The 17,100-nt window shown below is 72.6% G+C and carries 20 protein-coding genes; 8 read left to right on the top strand and 12 right to left on the bottom strand.

Annotated features, from left to right (window positions below):
* Positions 1–7: 7 nt before the first annotated feature.
* From modA to BM236_RS02540, 3 genes are all read right to left on the bottom strand, one after another.
* The gene (modA, locus tag BM236_RS02550) at positions 8–772 is read right to left on the bottom strand and encodes a molybdate ABC transporter substrate-binding protein (RefSeq protein ID WP_091119760.1); all 765 of its coding nucleotides are present in this window, start codon (positions 770–772) and stop codon (positions 8–10) included.
* Complete coding sequence (locus BM236_RS02545; protein WP_091119758.1) at positions 769–1,161, bottom strand: TOBE domain-containing protein; 393 nt, start codon at positions 1,159–1,161, stop codon at positions 769–771. The genes modA and BM236_RS02545 overlap by 4 nt, the downstream gene beginning before the upstream one ends.
* 66 nt (positions 1,162–1,227) lie before the next feature.
* Positions 1,228–2,484: an SLC13 family permease gene (locus BM236_RS02540; RefSeq protein WP_175507511.1), complete on the bottom strand. Its 1,257-nt coding sequence runs from the start codon at positions 2,482–2,484 to the stop codon at positions 1,228–1,230.
* Positions 2,485–2,517: 33 nt separating this feature from the next.
* Here BM236_RS02540 and BM236_RS18625 point away from each other — a divergent pair, with 33 nt between their 5' ends.
* The 3 genes from BM236_RS18625 (at position 2,518) to BM236_RS02530 (ending at position 5,074) form a co-directional block, all read left to right on the top strand.
* Positions 2,518–3,087 carry a DUF4245 family protein gene (locus BM236_RS18625; protein WP_175507510.1) on the top strand — a complete coding sequence of 190 codons (570 nt, stop codon included), beginning with the start codon at positions 2,518–2,520 and terminating at the stop codon, positions 3,085–3,087.
* Between the two features lie 32 nt (positions 3,088–3,119).
* Positions 3,120–3,431, top strand: coding sequence for an immunity protein Imm33 domain-containing protein (locus BM236_RS02535; protein WP_091119753.1), 312 nt, complete (start codon positions 3,120–3,122; stop codon positions 3,429–3,431).
* Between the two features lie 149 nt (positions 3,432–3,580).
* Positions 3,581–5,074 carry a SulP family inorganic anion transporter gene (locus BM236_RS02530; protein ID WP_091119751.1) on the top strand — a complete coding sequence of 498 codons (1,494 nt, stop codon included), beginning with the start codon at positions 3,581–3,583 and terminating at the stop codon, positions 5,072–5,074.
* Between the two features lie 13 nt (positions 5,075–5,087).
* Here BM236_RS02530 and BM236_RS02525 read toward each other — a convergent pair whose 3' ends face one another.
* The 3 genes from BM236_RS02525 to xseA are packed head-to-tail and all read right to left on the bottom strand — an operon-like array spanning position 5,088 to position 7,006.
* Positions 5,088–5,516 carry an NUDIX domain-containing protein gene (locus BM236_RS02525; RefSeq protein ID WP_217645190.1) on the bottom strand — a complete coding sequence of 143 codons (429 nt, stop codon included), beginning with the start codon at positions 5,514–5,516 and terminating at the stop codon, positions 5,088–5,090.
* A gap of 58 nt (positions 5,517–5,574) precedes the next feature.
* Entirely contained in the window at positions 5,575–5,817 is a 243-nt protein-coding gene (locus tag BM236_RS02520; RefSeq protein WP_175507509.1) for an exodeoxyribonuclease VII small subunit, read from the bottom strand.
* The gene (gene xseA / locus BM236_RS02515) at positions 5,774–7,006 is read right to left on the bottom strand and encodes an exodeoxyribonuclease VII large subunit (protein ID WP_091119743.1); all 1,233 of its coding nucleotides are present in this window, start codon (positions 7,004–7,006) and stop codon (positions 5,774–5,776) included. The genes BM236_RS02520 and xseA overlap by 44 nt, the downstream gene beginning before the upstream one ends.
* A 64-nt stretch (positions 7,007–7,070) precedes the next feature.
* On the opposite strand from xseA, the gene BM236_RS02510 reads away from it, so the two are divergent.
* Together BM236_RS02510 and BM236_RS02505 are read left to right on the top strand one after the other, a co-directional pair.
* Complete coding sequence (locus BM236_RS02510; protein ID WP_091119741.1) at positions 7,071–8,063, top strand: 4-hydroxy-3-methylbut-2-enyl diphosphate reductase; 993 nt, start codon at positions 7,071–7,073, stop codon at positions 8,061–8,063.
* Between the two features lie 3 nt (positions 8,064–8,066).
* On the top strand, positions 8,067–8,693 hold the full coding sequence (locus BM236_RS02505; RefSeq protein WP_091119738.1) for an L-threonylcarbamoyladenylate synthase: 627 nt from the start codon (positions 8,067–8,069) through the stop codon (positions 8,691–8,693).
* On the opposite strand, the gene BM236_RS02500 is transcribed toward BM236_RS02505, so the two are convergent.
* Entirely contained in the window at positions 8,639–9,070 is a 432-nt protein-coding gene (locus BM236_RS02500) for a DUF6542 domain-containing protein (protein ID WP_091119737.1), read from the bottom strand. The genes BM236_RS02505 and BM236_RS02500 overlap by 55 nt on opposite strands.
* Positions 9,071–9,145: 75 nt before the next feature.
* A complete protein-coding gene (locus BM236_RS02495; protein ID WP_091119734.1) occupies positions 9,146–9,943 on the bottom strand; it encodes an exodeoxyribonuclease III in 798 nt (265 codons plus the stop codon).
* Between the two features lie 41 nt (positions 9,944–9,984).
* On the opposite strand from BM236_RS02495, the gene BM236_RS02490 reads away from it, so the two are divergent.
* From BM236_RS02490 to BM236_RS02480, 3 genes are read left to right on the top strand one after another with little or no spacing between them, the layout of a single operon-like run.
* On the top strand, positions 9,985–10,782 hold the full coding sequence (locus BM236_RS02490; protein WP_091119733.1) for an ABC transporter ATP-binding protein: 798 nt from the start codon (positions 9,985–9,987) through the stop codon (positions 10,780–10,782).
* A complete protein-coding gene (locus BM236_RS02485; protein ID WP_091119730.1) occupies positions 10,779–11,552 on the top strand; it encodes an ABC transporter permease in 774 nt (257 codons plus the stop codon). The genes BM236_RS02490 and BM236_RS02485 overlap by 4 nt, the downstream gene beginning before the upstream one ends.
* Positions 11,553–11,572: 20 nt before the next feature.
* The gene (locus BM236_RS02480; RefSeq protein ID WP_091119728.1) at positions 11,573–12,655 is read left to right on the top strand and encodes an ABC transporter substrate-binding protein; all 1,083 of its coding nucleotides are present in this window, start codon (positions 11,573–11,575) and stop codon (positions 12,653–12,655) included.
* A gap of 9 nt (positions 12,656–12,664) precedes the next feature.
* On the opposite strand, the gene BM236_RS02475 is transcribed toward BM236_RS02480, so the two are convergent.
* From BM236_RS02475 to BM236_RS02460, 4 genes are all read right to left on the bottom strand, one after another.
* The gene (locus tag BM236_RS02475) at positions 12,665–13,072 is read right to left on the bottom strand and encodes a VOC family protein (RefSeq protein WP_091119724.1); all 408 of its coding nucleotides are present in this window, start codon (positions 13,070–13,072) and stop codon (positions 12,665–12,667) included.
* 64 nt (positions 13,073–13,136) lie between these two features.
* Positions 13,137–15,020, bottom strand: coding sequence for a glycoside hydrolase family 3 protein (locus BM236_RS02470; RefSeq protein WP_091119723.1), 1,884 nt, complete (start codon positions 15,018–15,020; stop codon positions 13,137–13,139).
* A 44-nt stretch (positions 15,021–15,064) separates the two neighbouring features.
* Positions 15,065–16,558, bottom strand: a complete 1,494-nt coding sequence (locus tag BM236_RS02465) for a PH domain-containing protein (RefSeq protein WP_175507508.1) — start codon at positions 16,556–16,558, stop codon at positions 15,065–15,067.
* Positions 16,555–17,067, bottom strand: a complete 513-nt coding sequence (locus BM236_RS02460; protein ID WP_091120006.1) for a PH domain-containing protein — start codon at positions 17,065–17,067, stop codon at positions 16,555–16,557. Before BM236_RS02460 ends, BM236_RS02465 begins: the two co-directional genes overlap by 4 nt.
* Between the last annotated feature and the right edge of the window lie 33 nt (positions 17,068–17,100).

The raw sequence follows: 17,100 nt of genomic DNA, 5'->3' as shown, positions 1-17,100 counted from the left end.
GGGCGGATCATGGCTTCCCGAACCCCGCACCGGCGAGCATCTTCTGGCCGTCGTCGCTGAGGACGAAGTCGACGAACTCCCGGGCAGCGTCCGCGTTCCGGCTGCCCTTCACCGTCGCGATCGGGTAGGTGTTCACCACGCTCGACGACTCGGGGAAGGTCACGCCCTCGACGTCGTCGCCGGCGGCCTTCACGTCGGTGACGTAGACGACGCCCGCGTCGGCCTCGCCGCTGCTCACCTTGCCGAGGACGTCGGTCACCGACTGCTCCTGGCTGACCGGTTGCAGCGTCACGCCCGCCTTCTGGGCCACGACGGCGGTGGCGGTGCCGCACGGGACCTCGGGCGCGCAGATGACGAGCTTGACCCCGGGCCCGGCCAGGTCGGCGAGGCTCGTGACGTGGGCCGGGTTGCCCGGCGGGACGGCGATCTCGAGGGTGTTGCTCGCGAAGTCCTCCGGGTCGACCGCGTCGTCGCCGAGCTTGTCCATGGTGGCGGTGTCGGCCGACGCGACGACGTCGGCAGGCGCTCCGGACCGGATCTGCTCGACCAGGTCCGACGAGCCACCGAAGCTGAGCCGCACCGTGGTGCCGTCGTGGTCGGCCTCGAACTCGTGGCCGAGCTCGGTGAAGGTCGCGGTCAGCGAGGCCGCCGCGAAGACGGTCAGGGTGGTGGAGTCGGCCGAGTCACCGCCGCCAGAGTCTTCGGATCCCCCGCAGGCGGCGAGCGGCGCGACGAGCGCGAGCGCGGACAGGGCCAGGGCGAGCCTCTTCACGGGCGCTCCACGACGACGTTGGTGGACTTGACGGAGGCGATGGCGCGTACGCCGGGTTCGAGGCCGAGCTCCTCCGCGGCCTCGCTGCTCATCAAGCTCACCAGGCGGTAGGGGCCGCAGATCAGCTCGACCTGCGCCATCACGGTGTCCGTGACGACGCGGGTCACGATGCCGGGCAGCCGGTTGCGGGCGCTGACGGCGCCGGCTCGCGGGACCCGGTCGGGATCGTCGGCCAGCGACACCGCCAGCTCGGCCAGCGCCGGGCCGGGGACGACGGTGCGGCCGCCCTCCGTGCCGGTGTCGAGCCGGCCCGCCTCGATCCAGCGACGCAGCGTGTCGTCGCTGACGCCGAGGATCTCGGCCGCCTCGGGGATGCGGTAGGAGCTCACGCGAGAATTATGGCGCACCTGCGGTTCATTTGGACGGCGCCGTCCGCATATGCGGACCACGGGTGGTCAGAAGACCGCGAGTGCGGTGACTGCTGCGACGACCGCGACCGGCGTCAAGGTCATCGACACCCGGTGGAACACCGCGGTGCCCAGCATGGGGCCGGGGTCGCCGTGCCGCACGAGCGTGCGCCGCCACAAGAGGTTGGCCAGTGACCCCGTCCAGGTCAGGCCGGACCCGACGCCCAGCCCGACGAGGGCGGCGAGGATCGCGTCGGTGCCGAGGGGTGCCAGCAGGGGGACGAGCAGCAGCGTCGCGGCGAGGTTGGTGAGCAGCGCGGCGGCGACGGTCGCGATCGCCGCCACCAGCAGCAGCGAGCCGTACGACGACCCGCCGGGCAGCAGCCTGGCCAGCCAGTCGCCGAGGAACCCGCGGGTCAGCCCGGCGACGACGACACCGAGGGCGAGGACGAACAGCGCGAAGGACGGGTGCCCCGCGTGCGCGACGCTCGTCCACGACACGATCCGGCGGTGACGGGCCCACGCGACCAGCACGAGCGCCGCGGCCGCCGAGACCCAGGCCGGCTCGACGCCGAAGGACGAGCCGACACCGAAGCCGAGCAGCATCAGCGCCACCACGACGACCGGAACCGGCTCGAGCCGCGGCGCCTCGTCGTCGGGCGGGCGGTGGGCCGGCTCGGCGAGCTCACGGCGGAACAGCAGTCGCAGGCCGACGTACTCCACCACGAGTACGGCGGCGAGCGCCGGCGCCATCCGGACCGCGAACTCCGCGAAGGTGAGGTCGAGGCGCGGCATCGCCAGCAGGTTGGTCAGGTTGGAGATCGGGAGCAGCAGGGAGGCGGAGTTGGCCATCCGCAGGCAGGCGTAGGCGACCGGCCGCGGCGAGAGGCGGAGACCCGTCGCAGCGCCGACCGCGACCGGCGTCACCAGCACGACGGTCGCGTCCAGGCTGAGCACGGTGGTGACGAGCGCGGCGAGGACGAAGGTGCCCGCGAACAGCGAGGCCGGCCGGCCCCGGCTGTGCCGGCGCACCCGGTGTGCCGCGGCGGTGAACACGCCGGCCCGCGCGCACATCTCGGCCACGACCAGGATCGTGACGAGGAAGACGACGACCGGTAGCAGCGGCCGGAGGTCGTCCCAGGCCTCGTCGACGGGCACCAGCCCGGAGGCGAGCACGAGAGCGGTCGCGCCGATCGCGCTCAACGCCTCGACCCGCGCCGGAGGGTGCCGGTGGGCGACGAGGAGGAGGCCGGCCAGGGCGATGACGCCGCTCACGTCCCCGACGGTCGTGGTCAGGGCCGGCACGGCGTCAGGATAGGGCCCTGAGACAATGGGCCGGTGAGTGAGTCGCAGTCCGGAGCGAGACGCTACCCGCGCACCTTCGGTGGCCTGATCGGCTCGATGATCGTCCTGGTGCTCGCCGTCGTCGGCTACTACACCTACCAGAACCTCACCCACGACCAGCCCGACGTGAAGCCGGTGGCCGTCGACTACCGCGGCACTGTGCGGGAGGTGCAGCAGGCGGGTGTGACGGTGGCCTACCCGCGCTTGCTGCCCCAGGGCTGGATCGTGCGCGACAGCGACAGCATGTTCGTCCCGGGCGACCGGCCGGTGTGGCAGGTGCCGATGCTGACGGGGGACGGCGAGTTCGTCGGGATCCACCAGACCAACGCGCCGCTCGACGACCTGCTGGACAAGGACCTCCCGCAGGGCGCCCGTCAGGGCGAGGACGTGCAGATCCCGAGCGGCCTGGACGGCGTGAGCACCTGGTCGTCGTGGACCGACGGCACCCGCGACCACGCGTTCGCCACCACGCTGGGCGACGACACCCTGCTGGTCTACGGCTCGGCGCCCGTCGAGGACCTGAAGAAGCTGATCGGGCTCCTGACGACCGCACCGGTCGCCTAGCCGGGCCGACCCCGCAGCGGGAGGATGCCCCCATGACCGACGAGGACTGGCCGCTCCTGCGGAAGCGGGTGTTCGTGAGCCGCCGCAGCCACGAGCAGGGCCTCCGCCCTGGCTACGTCTATCGCGAGCACCCCGACGACGACCGCGACTCCGGGTGGCGGGCGCTGGTCGGCGACGAGACCGACCGGGAGGTCGACGACCCGACGAACGTCCTGCTCCAGGACCTCGGGTTCCTGCTCGGCCGCTGGCCCGAGCTGCGCCCGGTCCTCGAGACCGACCCGCTCAACGGGTCATGGGCCTGGGACCAGCGGACCGGCCGGTACTCCCGACTGCCCGCGGAGTGACGGCCCGCGGCGCGAGGAGTTCGGTCCGGTCCGCACGTGACGGTACCGTTGCGGTCGCCCGGCGATGGCCACCACGGCCCGCCGAGGACAGGCGGGCGTCGTACGCCGTGCTCTGCTCGACGTACCCCCTCTGAACGGAGCCTTCCGCCGTGAGCTCGACCGCGCCCGCCCCCGACGTCCGCGCCGCGCTGCGCTCGCCCAGGCTGCTACGGACCGAGGTCCTGGGCGGTCTCGTGGTCGCGCTGGCTCTCATCCCCGAGGCGATCTCGTTCTCCATCATCGCCGGTGTCGACCCCCGGATCGGCCTGTTCGCCTCGTTCACGATGGCCGTGACGATCTCGTTCCTGGGCGGTCGACCGGCGATGATCTCGGCGGCCACCGGGGCCGTCGCGCTGGTCATCGCGCCGGTGATGCGCGACCACGGCTACGACTACCTGATCGCGACGGTGCTCCTGGGCGGACTCATCCAGGTCGTCCTCGCCGTGGCCGGTGTCGCGAGGCTGATGCGGTTCATCCCGCGCTCGGTCATGGTCGGGTTCGTCAACGCGTTGGCGATCTTGATCTTCGAGGCCCAGATCGACCACATGGTCGACGTGCCGTGGGCCGTCTACCCGCTGATCGCGGTCGGCATCGCCGTCATCGTCGGCTTCCCGCGCCTCAACCGGGTCATCCCGGCGCCCCTGGTCGCCATCGTCGCCCTGACGGCGTTCACGCTCGTCGCCGGACTCGGCGTGCCGAACGTCGGCGACGAGGGCAGGCTCCCCGACAGCCTGCCGTCGCTGTTCCTCCCGGACGTGCCGCTCAGCCTGGACACGCTGCGGACGATCGCGCCCTACGCGCTCGCCATGGCGGTGGTGGGCCTGCTGGAGTCGCTGCTGACCGCCAAGCTCGTCGACGACATCACCGACACCCACTCGGACAAGACCCGCGAGGCCTGGGGCCAGGGCGCTGCCAATCTCGTCACCGCGTTCTTCGGCGGTATGGGCGGCTGCGCCATGATCGGCCAGACGATGATCAACGTCCGTGGCTCGGGAGCCCGTACGCGGATCTCGACCTTCCTGGCCGGCGTCTTCCTGCTCATCCTGGTCGTCGGGCTCGGTGACGTCGTCGCGCGGATCCCGATGGCGGCCCTGGTCGCCGTGATGGTCATGGTCGCGGTCGGCACCTTCGACTGGCACTCGGTCAGGCCCGCCACGCTGCGCCGGATGCCGAGGAGCGAGACGGCGGTCATGCTGGCCACTGTCGTCGTGACCGTCGCCACCCACAACCTCGCCATCGGGGTCGTGGTCGGCGTTCTCACCGCGATGACGCTCTTCGCCCGCCGGGTGGCCCACCTCACCGCGACGCGCCGCGAGCTGGTCGTCGACGAGCGGGGCAGGTCCGCCGCGGTCTACCGCGTGTCAGGCGAGCTGTTCTTCGCCTCCAGCAACGACCTGTTCACCCAGTTCGACTACGTCGACGACCCCGACCGCGTCACGATCGACCTGTCCGCCGCCCATGTCTGGGACGCCTCGACGGTCGCTGCGCTCGACGCGATCACGACCAAGTACGAGCGCAAGGGCAAGGCGGTCACCATCACCGGGCTCGACCCCGCCAGCGCGGGCCGCCACGAACGGCTCACGGGACGGCTCGCCGGTCACTGAGCCGGGCGGCGGCTCAGCAGAGTGTGGCGGACCGGTCGTGGCGCCGGAGGTCCTCCAGCTCGTCCAGCTGCTCCACGAGCCACGGGCTGACGATCCAGGGGGCGGTCGCGACGAGCGTCTGCAGCTGCTCGACGGTGACCCACCGATGCTCGGCGACCTCGGCAGGGTGGGGGGTCAGGTCGGCGGTGATCGTCGCCACGAAGACCGGGCAGAGCTCGTTCTCGACCACGCCGCTCGCATCCACCGCGCGATAACGGAAGCCCGGCAGCACGCACTCGACGTCGCGCACGGCGGTGCCGAGCTCATGGTCCGCGTAGCGGTGCAGCGCGTCGACGATCTCCTCGCCGGGGCGGCCCGGTTGGCGCCCCGCCGGTCTCGCCCTGCCCGAGGAGGATCCGTCGGGCGCCTCGCGCGACCTGCAGCGCGCCTCCGACCTGCTCAACCGGATGATCGGCTACCTCGACCGCGGTCGCTGACGGTCGGGAGGCCTGGCTGAGCGCCTAGCCCTCGTCGTCGGTCGCCATCGCGGCGTCGAGCCGCTGCCGGGCGCCGTCGAGCCACTCCTGGCAGATCGTCGCGAGCTTCTCGCCGCGCTCCCACAGCGCCAGGGACTCCTCGAGGGTGGTCCCACCGGTCTCCAGGGCGCGGACCACCTCGATCAGCTCCTCACGGGCCGCCTCGTAGGAAGGCTTGATCTCGTCACTGGCCATCGGGCAGCTCCTCGGTTCGGGTCGTGGTGGCATGGAGGCGGCCGTCGGCCACGCGGACGCTGACCTCGGCGCCCGCGTCGACGCCGGCGACGGAGGTGAGCACGTGACCGTCGGCGTCCTGCAGGACGGCGTACCCCCGGCGCAGGGTCTCCAGCGGCGACAGCGCCCGCGCCCGCGCGCGCTGGTGGCCGATGTCGTCGTGCGCCCGGTCCAGCAGGTGCGCGAGCGTACGCCGGGCGCGCTCGCGCAGCATCGCGACCTCACCCGACCTCTCGTCGACCAGGGAGCGCGGGTCGGCCAGCGCGGGGCGCGAGCGCATCGCGTCGAGCGCCGCCTGCTCGCGATGGAGCCATGAGACCAGGCCGCCGCGCATCCGCTCGCGGGCCGATGCGACGAGGCGCAGCTCCTCGGCGACGTCGGGCACGACCAGCTTGGCGGCGTCGGTCGGGGTGGAGGCACGCACATCGGCGACCAGGTCGAGCAGCGGGCTGTCGGGCTCGTGGCCGATCGCCGAGACGACCGGCGTGGTGAGCTTGTGGACGGCGCGGATCAGCGCCTCGTCGGAGAACGGCAACAGGTCCTCGACGGAGCCGCCGCCGCGGGCGACCACGATGACGTCGACCGACGGGTCGTGGTCGAGCCGCTCGAGCCGCTCGATCACCTCGGGGACGCAGCGGGTGCCCTGCATGGCGGCGTAGGCGACCTCGAAGGAGACGGCCGGCCAGCGGCGGCGCGCGTTCTCGAGGACGTCGCGCTCGGCCGCCGAGCTCGGCGCGGTGACCAGGCCGATGCGACCCGGCAGGAACGGCAGCCGGCGCTTGAGCTCGGCGGCGAAGAGGCCCTCGGCGGCGAGCAGCTGGCGGCGGCGCTCGAGCCGGGCGAGCAGCTCGCCGAGGCCGACCATGCGGATGTCGCGGGCGTAGAGCGAGAGCGTGCCGCGGTTGGCGTAGAACGACGGCTTGGCGTGCACGACGACGCTGGCCCCCTCGACGAGGGGCGGGTTGAGCCCGTCGAAGAGGGTGCGGCTGCATGTCACTGAGACGGAGATGTCGGCGACCGTGTCCCGGAGGGTGAGGAAGACGGTCTGCATGCCGGGCCGTCGACTCACCTGGGCGACCTGACCCTCGACCCAGACCGGACCCAGGCGGTCGATCCAGCCGGCGATCGCGTTGGCGATCTGCCGGACCGGGGCTGGGGACTCCAGCGAGGTCTCCAGGGCCATGCCCGGACCCTACCGACGCTCGCCGACAGTGCTCGACGCCTGCCCCCTCCGTAGACTCGGGGCCATGACCGACCTCGCCATGCCCCGCGTCCTCACCGACGAGGAGAAGCAGGTGCTGCTGGCCGCCCCGCGTGGCTACTGCGCCGGCGTGGACCGCGCCGTGGTGACGGTCGAGAAGGCGCTCGACCTCTACGGTGCCCCGGTCTACGTCCGCAAGGAGATCGTGCACAACAAGCACGTCGTCGGCGACCTGGCCGCGCGCGGCGCCATCTTCGTCGAGGAGCTCGACGAGGTCCCGGCCGGTGCGACGGTCGTCTTCAGCGCCCACGGCGTCTCGCCGGCGGTGCACGCCGACGCCCGCACGCGCGAGCTCAAGACGATCGACGCCACCTGCCCGCTCGTCACCAAGGTGCACCACGAGGCCAAGCGCTTCGCCAACGAGGGCTACGCCATCGTCCTGGTCGGCCACGCCGGCCACGAGGAGGTCGAGGGCACCATGGGCGAGGCGCCCGAGGCGATCCAGCTGGTCGAGGGCCCGTGGGACGTCGACAAGGTCGCCGTCGACGATCCGGAGAAGGTCGTGTGGCTCTCCCAGACGACGCTCTCGGTCGACGAGACGATGACGACCGTCGCCGCCCTGCGGGAGCGGTTCCCGGCGCTGCTCGACCCGCCCAGCGACGACATCTGCTACGCCACCCAGAACCGCCAGCTCGCGGTGAAGGAGATCTCCACGGCGACCGACCTGCTGATCGTGGTGGGCTCGCGGAACTCCTCCAACTCCGTCCGGCTCGTCGAGGTCGGCCTGGAGGCGGGTGCGCGGTCGGCGTACCGCGTGGACGACGCCTCGGAGATCGACGAGGCGTGGCTGGAGGGTGTGTCGAGCGTGGCCGTGACCTCCGGGGCCAGCGTCCCGGAGAAGCTCGTCGAGGAGGTGCTCGCGTTCCTCTCCGAGCGCGGCTACCCGGACGCGCGGGCGATCCACAGCGCCGAGGAGTCGCTTGTCTTCGCGCTGCCGCCGGAGCTGCGCAAGGACCTCAAGGCCGCGGGCAAGGCCTGAGCGATGGCGCGCTACCTCGACATCCACCCGGACAACCCGCAGCAGCGGCTGCTCCAGCAGGTCGTCGACGCGCTGAACGACGACCAGCTGATCGCCTACCCGACCGACTCCGGCTACGCGCTCGGCAGCCGGATCGGCAACAAGGACGGCCGGGACCGCATCCTGTCGATCCGCAACCTCGACGACCGGCACCACTTCACGCTGGTGTGCAAGGACTTCTCTCAGCTCGGCCAGATGGTGCACGTCGACAACAGCGCCTTCCGCGCGATCCGCGCCGCCACGCCTGGGCCCTTCACCTTCATCCTGCCCGCCATGCCGGACGTGCCGCGACGGCTGCTGCACCCGAAGAAGCGCACCGTGGGCGTGCGGATCCCCGACCACACCCTGGTGCGGGCCCTGCTGGAGGCGCTCGGCGAGCCGCTGCTCTCGTCGACGCTGATCCTGCCCGGCGAGACCGAGCCGCGCACCAACGGCTGGGACGTGAAGGACACCCTCGACCACCTCGTCGACGTCGTCATCGAGACCGGAGAGGACACCCCCGCCGAGCCGACCACGGTCGTGGACTGGTCGGAGGGCTATCCGGAGGTGCTGCGCGAGGGCGCGGGGGACTGGACCCGCTTCGTCGGCTGAAGCAGCCGTCGCCGCTGCGCGAGCAGCGCCAGGCACAGGGCGTAGCCGAGGCACAGCGCCAGGCTGTGGTGGGCGAGGCCGGACACGACCGCCTGAGCGACGCTGTCGTCGCGGTGGCCGAGCGCTGCGGTGTGCGCGAGCGCGACCAGCACGAAGACCGCGAGCATGAGCAGCGGCGGCAGCACGCCGACGGTGAAGAGGTCACGCGGCGCGACCAGCACCGCCAGCGCCGCGCACGTCAGCACGAAGACGACGTCGAAGAGCCAGGTGATGCGCCCGGTGATCGCCAGGTCGAGCAGGGCGCCCGACAGCACGAGCGCGACCCCGAGCGCGACGACCTGACGGCCGGGCTCGTGACCGGGATGCCAGCTGCTCATGGGTTCTCCTCCGCTCCACACGGTAGGGGGCCCCGCCGACAGCGGCCGTGCGACGCGCCGCGCCCCCGGCCGCTGTCAGTCGGCCAGGTCGACCACGACCGGCGCGTGGTCCGACGGCGCACCGGGAAAGACCGAGGGGCTGCGCTCGTCGCGGTCGATGAAGGCGCCCGTGACGCGGGCGGCGAGCGACGGCGAGCCGAGGACGAAGTCGATCTTGAGCCCGCGGTCGCGCTCGAACCGCTGCCGGTAGTAGTCCCAGTAGGTGTAGCCGGGGTCGTGGGCCCGGGTCACCTCGGTCCACCCGGAGTCGAGGATCGCCTGGAACGCCGCCCGCTCCTGCGGCGTCACGTGCGTGGAGTTGCGGAACTGCGTGACGTCGAAGACGTCGTCGTCGGTGGGGCAGATGTTCCAGTCGCCGACGAGGGCGGCGTCCTCGCCCAGCCACGCCCGGCCGGCCTCGCGCAGCCGCGCCAGCCAGTCCAGCTTGTAGACGTAGTGCGGGTCGTCGGGCTTGCGGCCGTTGGGGATGTAGAGCGAGGAGATCCGGACGCCGCCACGCCCCAAAGTTCCACACACCGCGCTGATCGCGCGCGCCTCGTCGGTCGTCGGGTCGCCCCATCCGGGCATGCCGTCGAAGCCGACGCTGACCTGCTCGAGCCCGACCCGTGAGATCAGTGCGACGCCGTTCCACTGCGAGTGGCCGACCGCCGCGACGTCGTACCCGCGCGCCTCGAGGCCCATCGTGGGCAGCTGGTCGACCTTGGCCTTGGTCTCCTGCACGGCGAGCACGTCGACGTCGTGGCGGTCGAGGAAGGCCTCCACCCGGTCGATGCGGGAGCGGATCGAGTTCACGTTCCAGGTCGCGATGCGCACCCGAGAAACCTAGCGGGCGAGACACTGGAAGACTTGTCGGCATGACCGGCGCCGCCATCCACCTCGACGGCGTCGGCCGCGTCCACGAGGACACCACCCGCGTGGTCGCGCTGAACGGCATCGACCTGACCGTCCCGGCCGGCCGGTTCGTGAGCGTCATCGGCCCCAGCGGCTGCGGGAAGTCCACGATGCTGCGCATCGTCGCGGGCTTGGAGGAGCCGGACACGGGCGCGGTCACGGTCTGCGGTACGACGCCCCGGCAGGCCGCCGAGGAGAAGCGGCTCGGCCTGGTGCCCCAGCAGCCCGCGCTCCTGCCGTGGCTCACCGTCCTCGGCAACGCCACCCTGCCCGCCAAGGTCAACCGGCGGCACAACCGGGAGCCGCTCCCGGACATGCGCGCGCTGCTGCGCCGGGCCGGCCTCGGCGACGCGATGCACCAGCGCCCGGCCCAGCTCTCGGGCGGTATGCGGCAGCGGGTCGCCATCGTGCGCGCCTTCGGGCTGCAGCCGGACGTGCTGCTCCTCGACGAGCCCTTCTCGGCGCTCGACGAGTTCACCCGCGAGGCGCAGCAGGAGCAGCTGCTCGAGCTCTGGGGTGAGCGCGGGGCGACGGTCCTCTTCGTCACCCACTCGATCCTCGAGGCGGTCCGGCTCTCCGACACGGTCATCGTGATGGCGCCGCGGCCGGGGCGGATCGTCGACGTCGTCGACATCGACCTGCCGCGCCCGCGGACCCAGGAGCTGATCCGCAGCCCGGAGTTCCACGCCTACGAGCTGTCCCTGCGCGATCGGCTGCGCGACGCCTTCGAGCAGAACAAGCACGACGAGGCCGCGTCGTGAGCCCGGCCAGGAGGCGCAGCCCGCTCCACCCGGCGTACTGGGCGCCGCTCGTCGTCCTGCTCGTGGTCCTCGGCGTGCTCTGGCAGGTCGGCGCGGACCGGATGCCCTACCTGCTGCCGCCGCTCGGCGACGTGTGGTCGGCGCTCAAGGCGGACCCCGGCTACTTCGTCCACAACAGCTGGGTGACGCTGCGCGAGGCGATCGCGGGCCTGTTGATCGGCTTCGTGGCGGCGTTCCTCCTCGCGATCCTGGTCAGCGAGGTGACGCTCGCCCGGCGCGCGGTCATGCCGATCGCCGTGGTGCTCAACGTGACCCCGCTGGTCGCGATCGCGCCGGCTCTCGTCGTCGCCTTCGGGTTCGGGCCGGCGCCGAAGCTGATCCTGACCGCGCTGATCTGCTTCTTCCCGATCCTCATCAACGCCTCGGTCGGGCTGCGCTCGGTCCCGGCGCCTGTGCTGCAGGTCTTCCGGTCGGTGCACGCGTCCCGCTGGGAGGTGCTGCGGCACCTGCGCATCCCGGGCGCGCTGCCCTACGTCTTCGCCGCGCTGCAGATCGTCTTCCCGCTGTCGGTGATCGGCGCCGTGGTGGCCGAGCTCTCCGCCGCGGGGTCGGCGGCCGGGCTGGGCACCGTGATCCAGATCGCGTCCTCCATGAACCGTCCGGCCACGGTCTGGGCGGCTATCTTCGTGTTGGCCCTGATGGGGTCGCTGCTGTTGCTGCTGGTCACCGTCGTCGAGCGCCGCGTCCTGCGCTGGCACGGCTCCCGCTGAACGATCCGAGGAGATCCCAGATGAAGCTGCTGCGCCCGCTCGCGCTCGCCCTGGCGGCGATCCTCGCCGTCGGCCTGGCCGGCTGCGGGAGCGACGACGACGCCGCGGGCACCTCCGGCTCGGCCGTCTCCGCCGAGCGCTGCGACGACAACAAGGCCGCCGGCACCGTCACCTACCTGTCGGGCTACTACTGGCAGGCGTCGGCCTCGATCCTCGAGGTCATCGCCGCCGACCGGCTCGGCTACTTCAAGGACCTCTGCCTCGACGTGAAGCTGCAGCCCGGCTCCGGCGACGTCTCGCAGAACACCAAGCTGCTCGCCAGCGGGCGCGCTCAGGTCGGCGGGCTCTCGCAGCAGGACACCATGACGGCCAACGCCAACGGCCAGCGGATCACCGGCATCTCGTCGTACTCCGACGCCGGGCTCGACATCCTGATGACCATGCCGTCGGTCACCGACCTCGCCCAGCTGCGCGGCAAGACGCTGGGGCAGAAGGGCTGGGTCCCGGTCGGCGTCTCCGCGATGCTCGACAAGGCCGGCCTCGGCGCGGACGACGTGAAGCAGGTCAAGGTCGGCTACGACCCCACGATCCTGCCGCGCGGCCAGGTGGACGCACTGGTCGGCTTCATCTCCAACGAGCCGCTGCAGCTCGAGGCCGCGGGTACGCCGGTCAAGGTCTGGGAGCCGAAGGACTTCGGCGTCCCCGGGTCGCTCGGCGCCTTCGCGGCCAACCCCGACTTCCTGGCGAAGCACCCGACGGCGGCCCAGGACTTCCTGCGGGCGGTGTTCCGGGCCTACCAGTACTGCGCTCAGGACGCCCACGTCGAGGAGTGCCTCGGCTACCAGCACGACCAGGCCGGCGCGGATTCCGACCCGAAGCACGAGACGGCGGTCTGGAAGAAGGAGACCGAGGTCGTCGCCGGCAGCCCGCTGCCCGGCAAGTTCGGCTCCATCGACGTCGCCAACGTCAAGGCGCTCGCCGGCGTCGTGTCCCAGTTCGGCGGCCAGCAGGTCGCGCCCGACGAGGCCGCCGGCTGGTTCGACGACTCGTTCAGCGATGCCGTGGTCGGCGACGACGGCAAGGTGATCTGGCCGGCCCCATGAGCCCGACGCTCAGCCCAGCCGCCACGATTTCGTGCCGGCCGGGGGCCGCTCCGCGGGGGACCGGACGATGCACAGCTCGTTGCCCTCAGGATCGGCGAGGGTGACCCAGCCGGTGCCGTCGTCCTTGCGGTGGTCCTCGACCACCGTCGCGCCGAGCGCGAGCGCCCGCTCGACCTCCTCGTCGCGGGTGAGGTCGGACGAGTTGAGGTCGAGGTGGACCCGGTTCTTCGCGGTCTTGCCCTCGGGGACGGGGATGAAGAGCAGGGTCGTCATCTCGTCGGCGGGGAAGTGCGGCGCCACCAGCACCTCGGGGTCGTCGTCGTAGAAGACGTGCCAACCGAGCAGGTTGGCCCAGAAGGTCGCCAGGGCGTGCGCGTCGCCCGCGTCGAAGGTGATGTCGTGGATGGAGAGGGTCACCCGGCCAGCCTGCCGCAGGGCGGTGCAGGCGGGCGAGCGAATTCCGCCCGTTCCCTCCGGCCGATCAGTACCGCAGGCCGTGGCCCAAGGGGAACAGCTCGCCCGAGCCGTCGGCGCGCGGGATCGAGACCGGCAGCCGCCCGCTGGGGTCCACCTCGCCGAAGAGCACGCGGACCAGCGACTCGATCTGGTCGGCGGTGTAGCCGTAGGTGTCGATGACGGTCGGCGCCGCGGGGAAGGACGCCACGTCGTAGGGGTTGCGCATGGCGGCGACCACCACCGGCTTCCCCGTCGCCAGCAGCGCCTGCACGAGTCGGGTCTGCGCGGCTGCGGCGGCGGTCGGCTGCCCGGTGGTGGTGTCGACCGCGTAGGCGTTGTTGGTCGACACGACGACCAGGTCGCTGGCCTGCGCCGCGGCGACCGCGCCGGCGATCGCCGTCGCCGATGGTGTCGTGCCGGACTCGCGCACCTGGGTCGTCGCTCCCCGGGCGGTCATCGCGGCCGCGATGGCCTGCGTCGTGCCGACGCCCCACCCGGCGACGAGCACCTGCCGCGGACCGGGCGCGAGCGGCAGCAGCGCCGCGTCGTTCTTGACGAGGGTCGTGGTGCGATCGGTGATCGCCTGGGCGCTCCGGAGGTGGCTCGGCGCGCCGACGACGGTCGTCGCGGCCGCCGGATCGACGTACGGGTGCTGGAAGATGCGGTGCTGGAACTTGTGCAGCAGGATCCGGTAGACCGAGTCGTCGAGCCGCCGCCGGCTGATGGTGCCGTCCTCGACGGCGGCCAGGACGGCGGCGTACGCCGTGTCCATCTGCGGCGGGATGAGCAGCTGGTCCGCGCCCGCGAGGATCGCCTGGACCGGGGCGACGTCCGGCGGGTACGTCGCCGTGGCGCCGCCCATGTCGAGCGCGTCGGTGACGATCAGCCCGTCGAAGCCGAGCTCGTCGCGCAGCACGCCCGTGAGGATCTGGTGGCTCATCGTGGCCGGTGCGCCCGAGGGGTCGACGGCCGGGAAGACGACGTGGGCGGTCATGATCGTGTCGACCCCTGCGGCGATCGCCGCCTTGAACGGCGGAAGGTCGGTCGCCTCGAAGGTGGCCAGGTCGTGCGTCACCACGGGGAGGCCGAAGTGGCTGTCCACGCCCGTGTCGCCGTGACCCGGGAAGTGCTTGGCGACGGCCGACTCCCCGGCGTCGTGGAACCCCTTGATCTCGCCCGTGACGATGCGCGAGACGAGCGCGGGGTCGCCGCCGGGGGAGCGGATCCCGATGACGGGGTTGTTCGGGTTGATGTTGACGTCGGAGTCGACGCCGTAGTCCTGGGTGACGCCGACCGCCTTGAGCTCTGTCCCGATCACGTCGCCGGAGGTGCGGGCGTCCCGCGCGGAGCCGTCAGCGCCGAGCGCCATCGCGCCGGGCATCTGCGTGGTCGGCGGGCCGAACCGCGCGACGAGCGCGCCGCCCTCCTGGTCGACCGAGATCTGCAGCGGGATGCGGGCGCGCTGGGCCAGGGCGGCGCCCTGGAGGCCGTTGGAGAGGCGGGCGACCTGAGCCGGGTCACCGATGTTGTCGTCGCTCGGGCAACCGCTGCAGGCGCTCCGGGTCGTGTAGTAGATGACGCCGCCGGGCTGGTACTTCGCGATCGCCTGGGCGGGCGTGTCCACGCCGTAGAGCCGCTGGTTGGTGGTCCTCGCCGCGTCGCTCACCGTGGTCGCGTCGCGGCCGGCGACCTCGATCACGAAGAGCTGGCCGACCTTCTCCGCCAGGGTCATGTGGCGCATCAGCGAGACCACCCGGCCGCGGTAGGGCGCGTCACCGGAGTGGCCAGGGCCACCTGCCCCGGCGGCCGGCGGGCCGAACGCGGCGGCCAGCGCCACGGCGAGGAGGAGGACGAGCAGCCGGAGCTGGGTCCGGGTCGAACGGGCGGTGATTGCTGAGCGAGCGCGCATGGATGGCCTCCGACTTGTGGCCCCGAGAAGAGGACGGATCGACCCTAGGCCCAGTCCTCGGTCGGTAGGAAGCCCTCCACCATCCGCGGCGTCGCCGCGGCCGCCACCGCGACCGCCTCCCCGAGCGGCACGTCGGCCACCAGCACCTGCTCGCCACCGGCCGCCGTCGCCGCGGTGAGCTGGGCCAGCCCGAGCCGCCGGTCCCAGAAGGACTGCCGCAGGCGCCAGCCCACGATGCCGTCGGCCTCCAGCGCCGTCCGGGTCGCCGTGAGCGTGCCCGTGCAGGACACGAGGTAGTGCTCGGTGAGCGCGTGGCCCAGCCGGCGGTAGCGCAGCTCGGCGGCGACCAGCGCCACCGGGACTGCGGCGACGGCGACCGTGGGCGGCAGCCACAGCGGGCGGTCGACACCCCAGGTGCCGAGCGCCCAGGTCAGCACGACCGCGGCGAGGACCGCGTAGAGCGCCTGGCGCAGGTGGTGGAAGAGGGCCCTGCGCCGCGCTCTCCGCCCGTGGGGCGTCGCGGGTGCCACCAGCGCCTCGGCGTCGCCGAGCACGTCGGCGGCGACCGACTCCACCACGGCGCGCGGCGAGGACGGCAGCACGTGCGGCTCGTTGTCGGCGAGGCCGGTCGTGAGCACGCGGAGATCGGCCCCGCCGGCGAGGCCGACCAGCGCGCTGCGGCGTACGACGACACCGCGGACCTTCGCCTCCTCGACCGTGGTGGCGCGCTGGGTGAAGAGGCCGTGCACGCGACGCAGCGTCGGGCCCTCCTTGCCCTGCTCGCGGGTGACGCGGAGCCCGAACCACCGCACGGCGTAGCCGACGCAGGCGGCGGGGACCCACAGCACCAGTCCGGCGACCAGGGTGATGCCGACGACGAGCGGGAGGTCGGACGCTTGGAGCCAGTCCCACACGCTCTCGACCCGCTCGCTGTCGATGAACGCGTCGAACTGGCTGGCGACCGCGCCGATCGCGGCGAGGGCGATGGCCAGGTTGCCGATGTTGAGCGGGGCGAAGCGCAGCCACGACCAGTCCAGCCCGGCGATCTCCTGGGCCGGTGAGCCCGGCGCCGGCGCGACGGCGTCGGAGGCGCCGGCCGAGACGGCGTCGGGTGAGCCGTGCAGGAGGGCCACCCGCAGCCGCTCGGCCTCGTCGACGTCGAGCGAGTCGAGGTCGAGCCGGCTCTCGTCGACGCCGGTGCCGACGGCGACCTTCGTGACCCGCAGGACGCGGTGGAACACGTCGGCCTCGAGGTCGACGCTGCGGACCCGGTCGAGCCGTGCCGTGACCGTCGTGCGGTTGAGAAGGCCGCGACGCACCTCCAGGTGGGTGCCGGTGATCCGGTAGGTGGTGGTCAGCCACGGGATGGCGCCGACCGCGACGACGCCCGCGACCGTGAGCGGCAGGGCGAGGCCGAAGCCGATCGCCGAGCCGACGCCGACGAAGCCGGCCAGCGCGGGCACGAGGGACTTCGCCGCGATCGCGAAGGGCTGGGTGGCCAGGGTGCGCGGGTCGAGCCGCTGCCAGCCGTCGGTCACGTCGCGTCCTCCGGGGTGGCGGCGGTGATCGCGACCAGGCGGGAGACGACCTGCTGGGCGACCGCGTCGTCGAGGCAGGCGATCGAGACGATGCCGTAGCGCGATGCGGTCTGCACCTTGACCGTCCGCAGCCCGAACACCCGCATCAGCGGCCCCTGGGCCGAGTCGACCGTCTGCACGCGGGAGAGCGGGACGATCTCGTCGGTGCGGCTGATCCAGCCGTAGCGGACGTGCACCGCGATGTCGGTGACCTCCCACCGGTGCACGTCGTAACGGATGCGGGGCGCGACGGTGAGCGCGGGCAGCGGAACGACGACGAGGACGACGGCCGCCAGCCACAGCAGCGGGCTCCACCAGCCCGAGGGCACCAGGAGGACCGTCACCACGAGGCCGATCGCGATCGCCCACGCCGCGATCGCGCCGAACGCGGCCTGCACGCGCCAGTAGGTGGTCGCCTTCGGCGACACCCGCTGGGACGGCTCGCGAAGTGTCAGGGGAGGGAGGCTCACCGGCCGAGCCTCGCACACGGCGGTGGCCGCCCG

Origin of the sequence: Nocardioides terrae (assembly GCF_900112345.1) — a bacterium.
Classification (GTDB): Bacteria; Actinomycetota; Actinomycetes; order Propionibacteriales; family Nocardioidaceae; genus Nocardioides; species Nocardioides terrae.
Note: the sequence above shows the minus strand (reverse complement) of the source record. Positions and strands in the feature narration are given on the sequence as shown.

Coding starts and splice junctions, on each gene's coding strand:
- BM236_RS02535 (WP_091119753.1), top strand. CDS start 3,120: ATGACCGACGAGGACTGGCCGCTCCTGCGGAAGCGGGTGTTCGTGAGC.
- BM236_RS02520 (WP_175507509.1), bottom strand. CDS start 5,817: ATGCCACCACGACCCGAACCGAGGAGCTGCCCGATGGCCAGTGACGAG.
- xseA (WP_091119743.1), bottom strand. CDS start 7,006: ATGGCCCTGGAGACCTCGCTGGAGTCCCCAGCCCCGGTCCGGCAGATC.
- BM236_RS02510 (WP_091119741.1), top strand. CDS start 7,071: ATGACCGACCTCGCCATGCCCCGCGTCCTCACCGACGAGGAGAAGCAG.
- BM236_RS02505 (WP_091119738.1), top strand. CDS start 8,067: ATGGCGCGCTACCTCGACATCCACCCGGACAACCCGCAGCAGCGGCTG.
- BM236_RS02500 (WP_091119737.1), bottom strand. CDS start 9,070: ATGAGCAGCTGGCATCCCGGTCACGAGCCCGGCCGTCAGGTCGTCGCG.
- BM236_RS02490 (WP_091119733.1), top strand. CDS start 9,985: ATGACCGGCGCCGCCATCCACCTCGACGGCGTCGGCCGCGTCCACGAG.
- BM236_RS02480 (WP_091119728.1), top strand. CDS start 11,573: ATGAAGCTGCTGCGCCCGCTCGCGCTCGCCCTGGCGGCGATCCTCGCC.
- BM236_RS02470 (WP_091119723.1), bottom strand. CDS start 15,020: ATGCGCGCTCGCTCAGCAATCACCGCCCGTTCGACCCGGACCCAGCTC.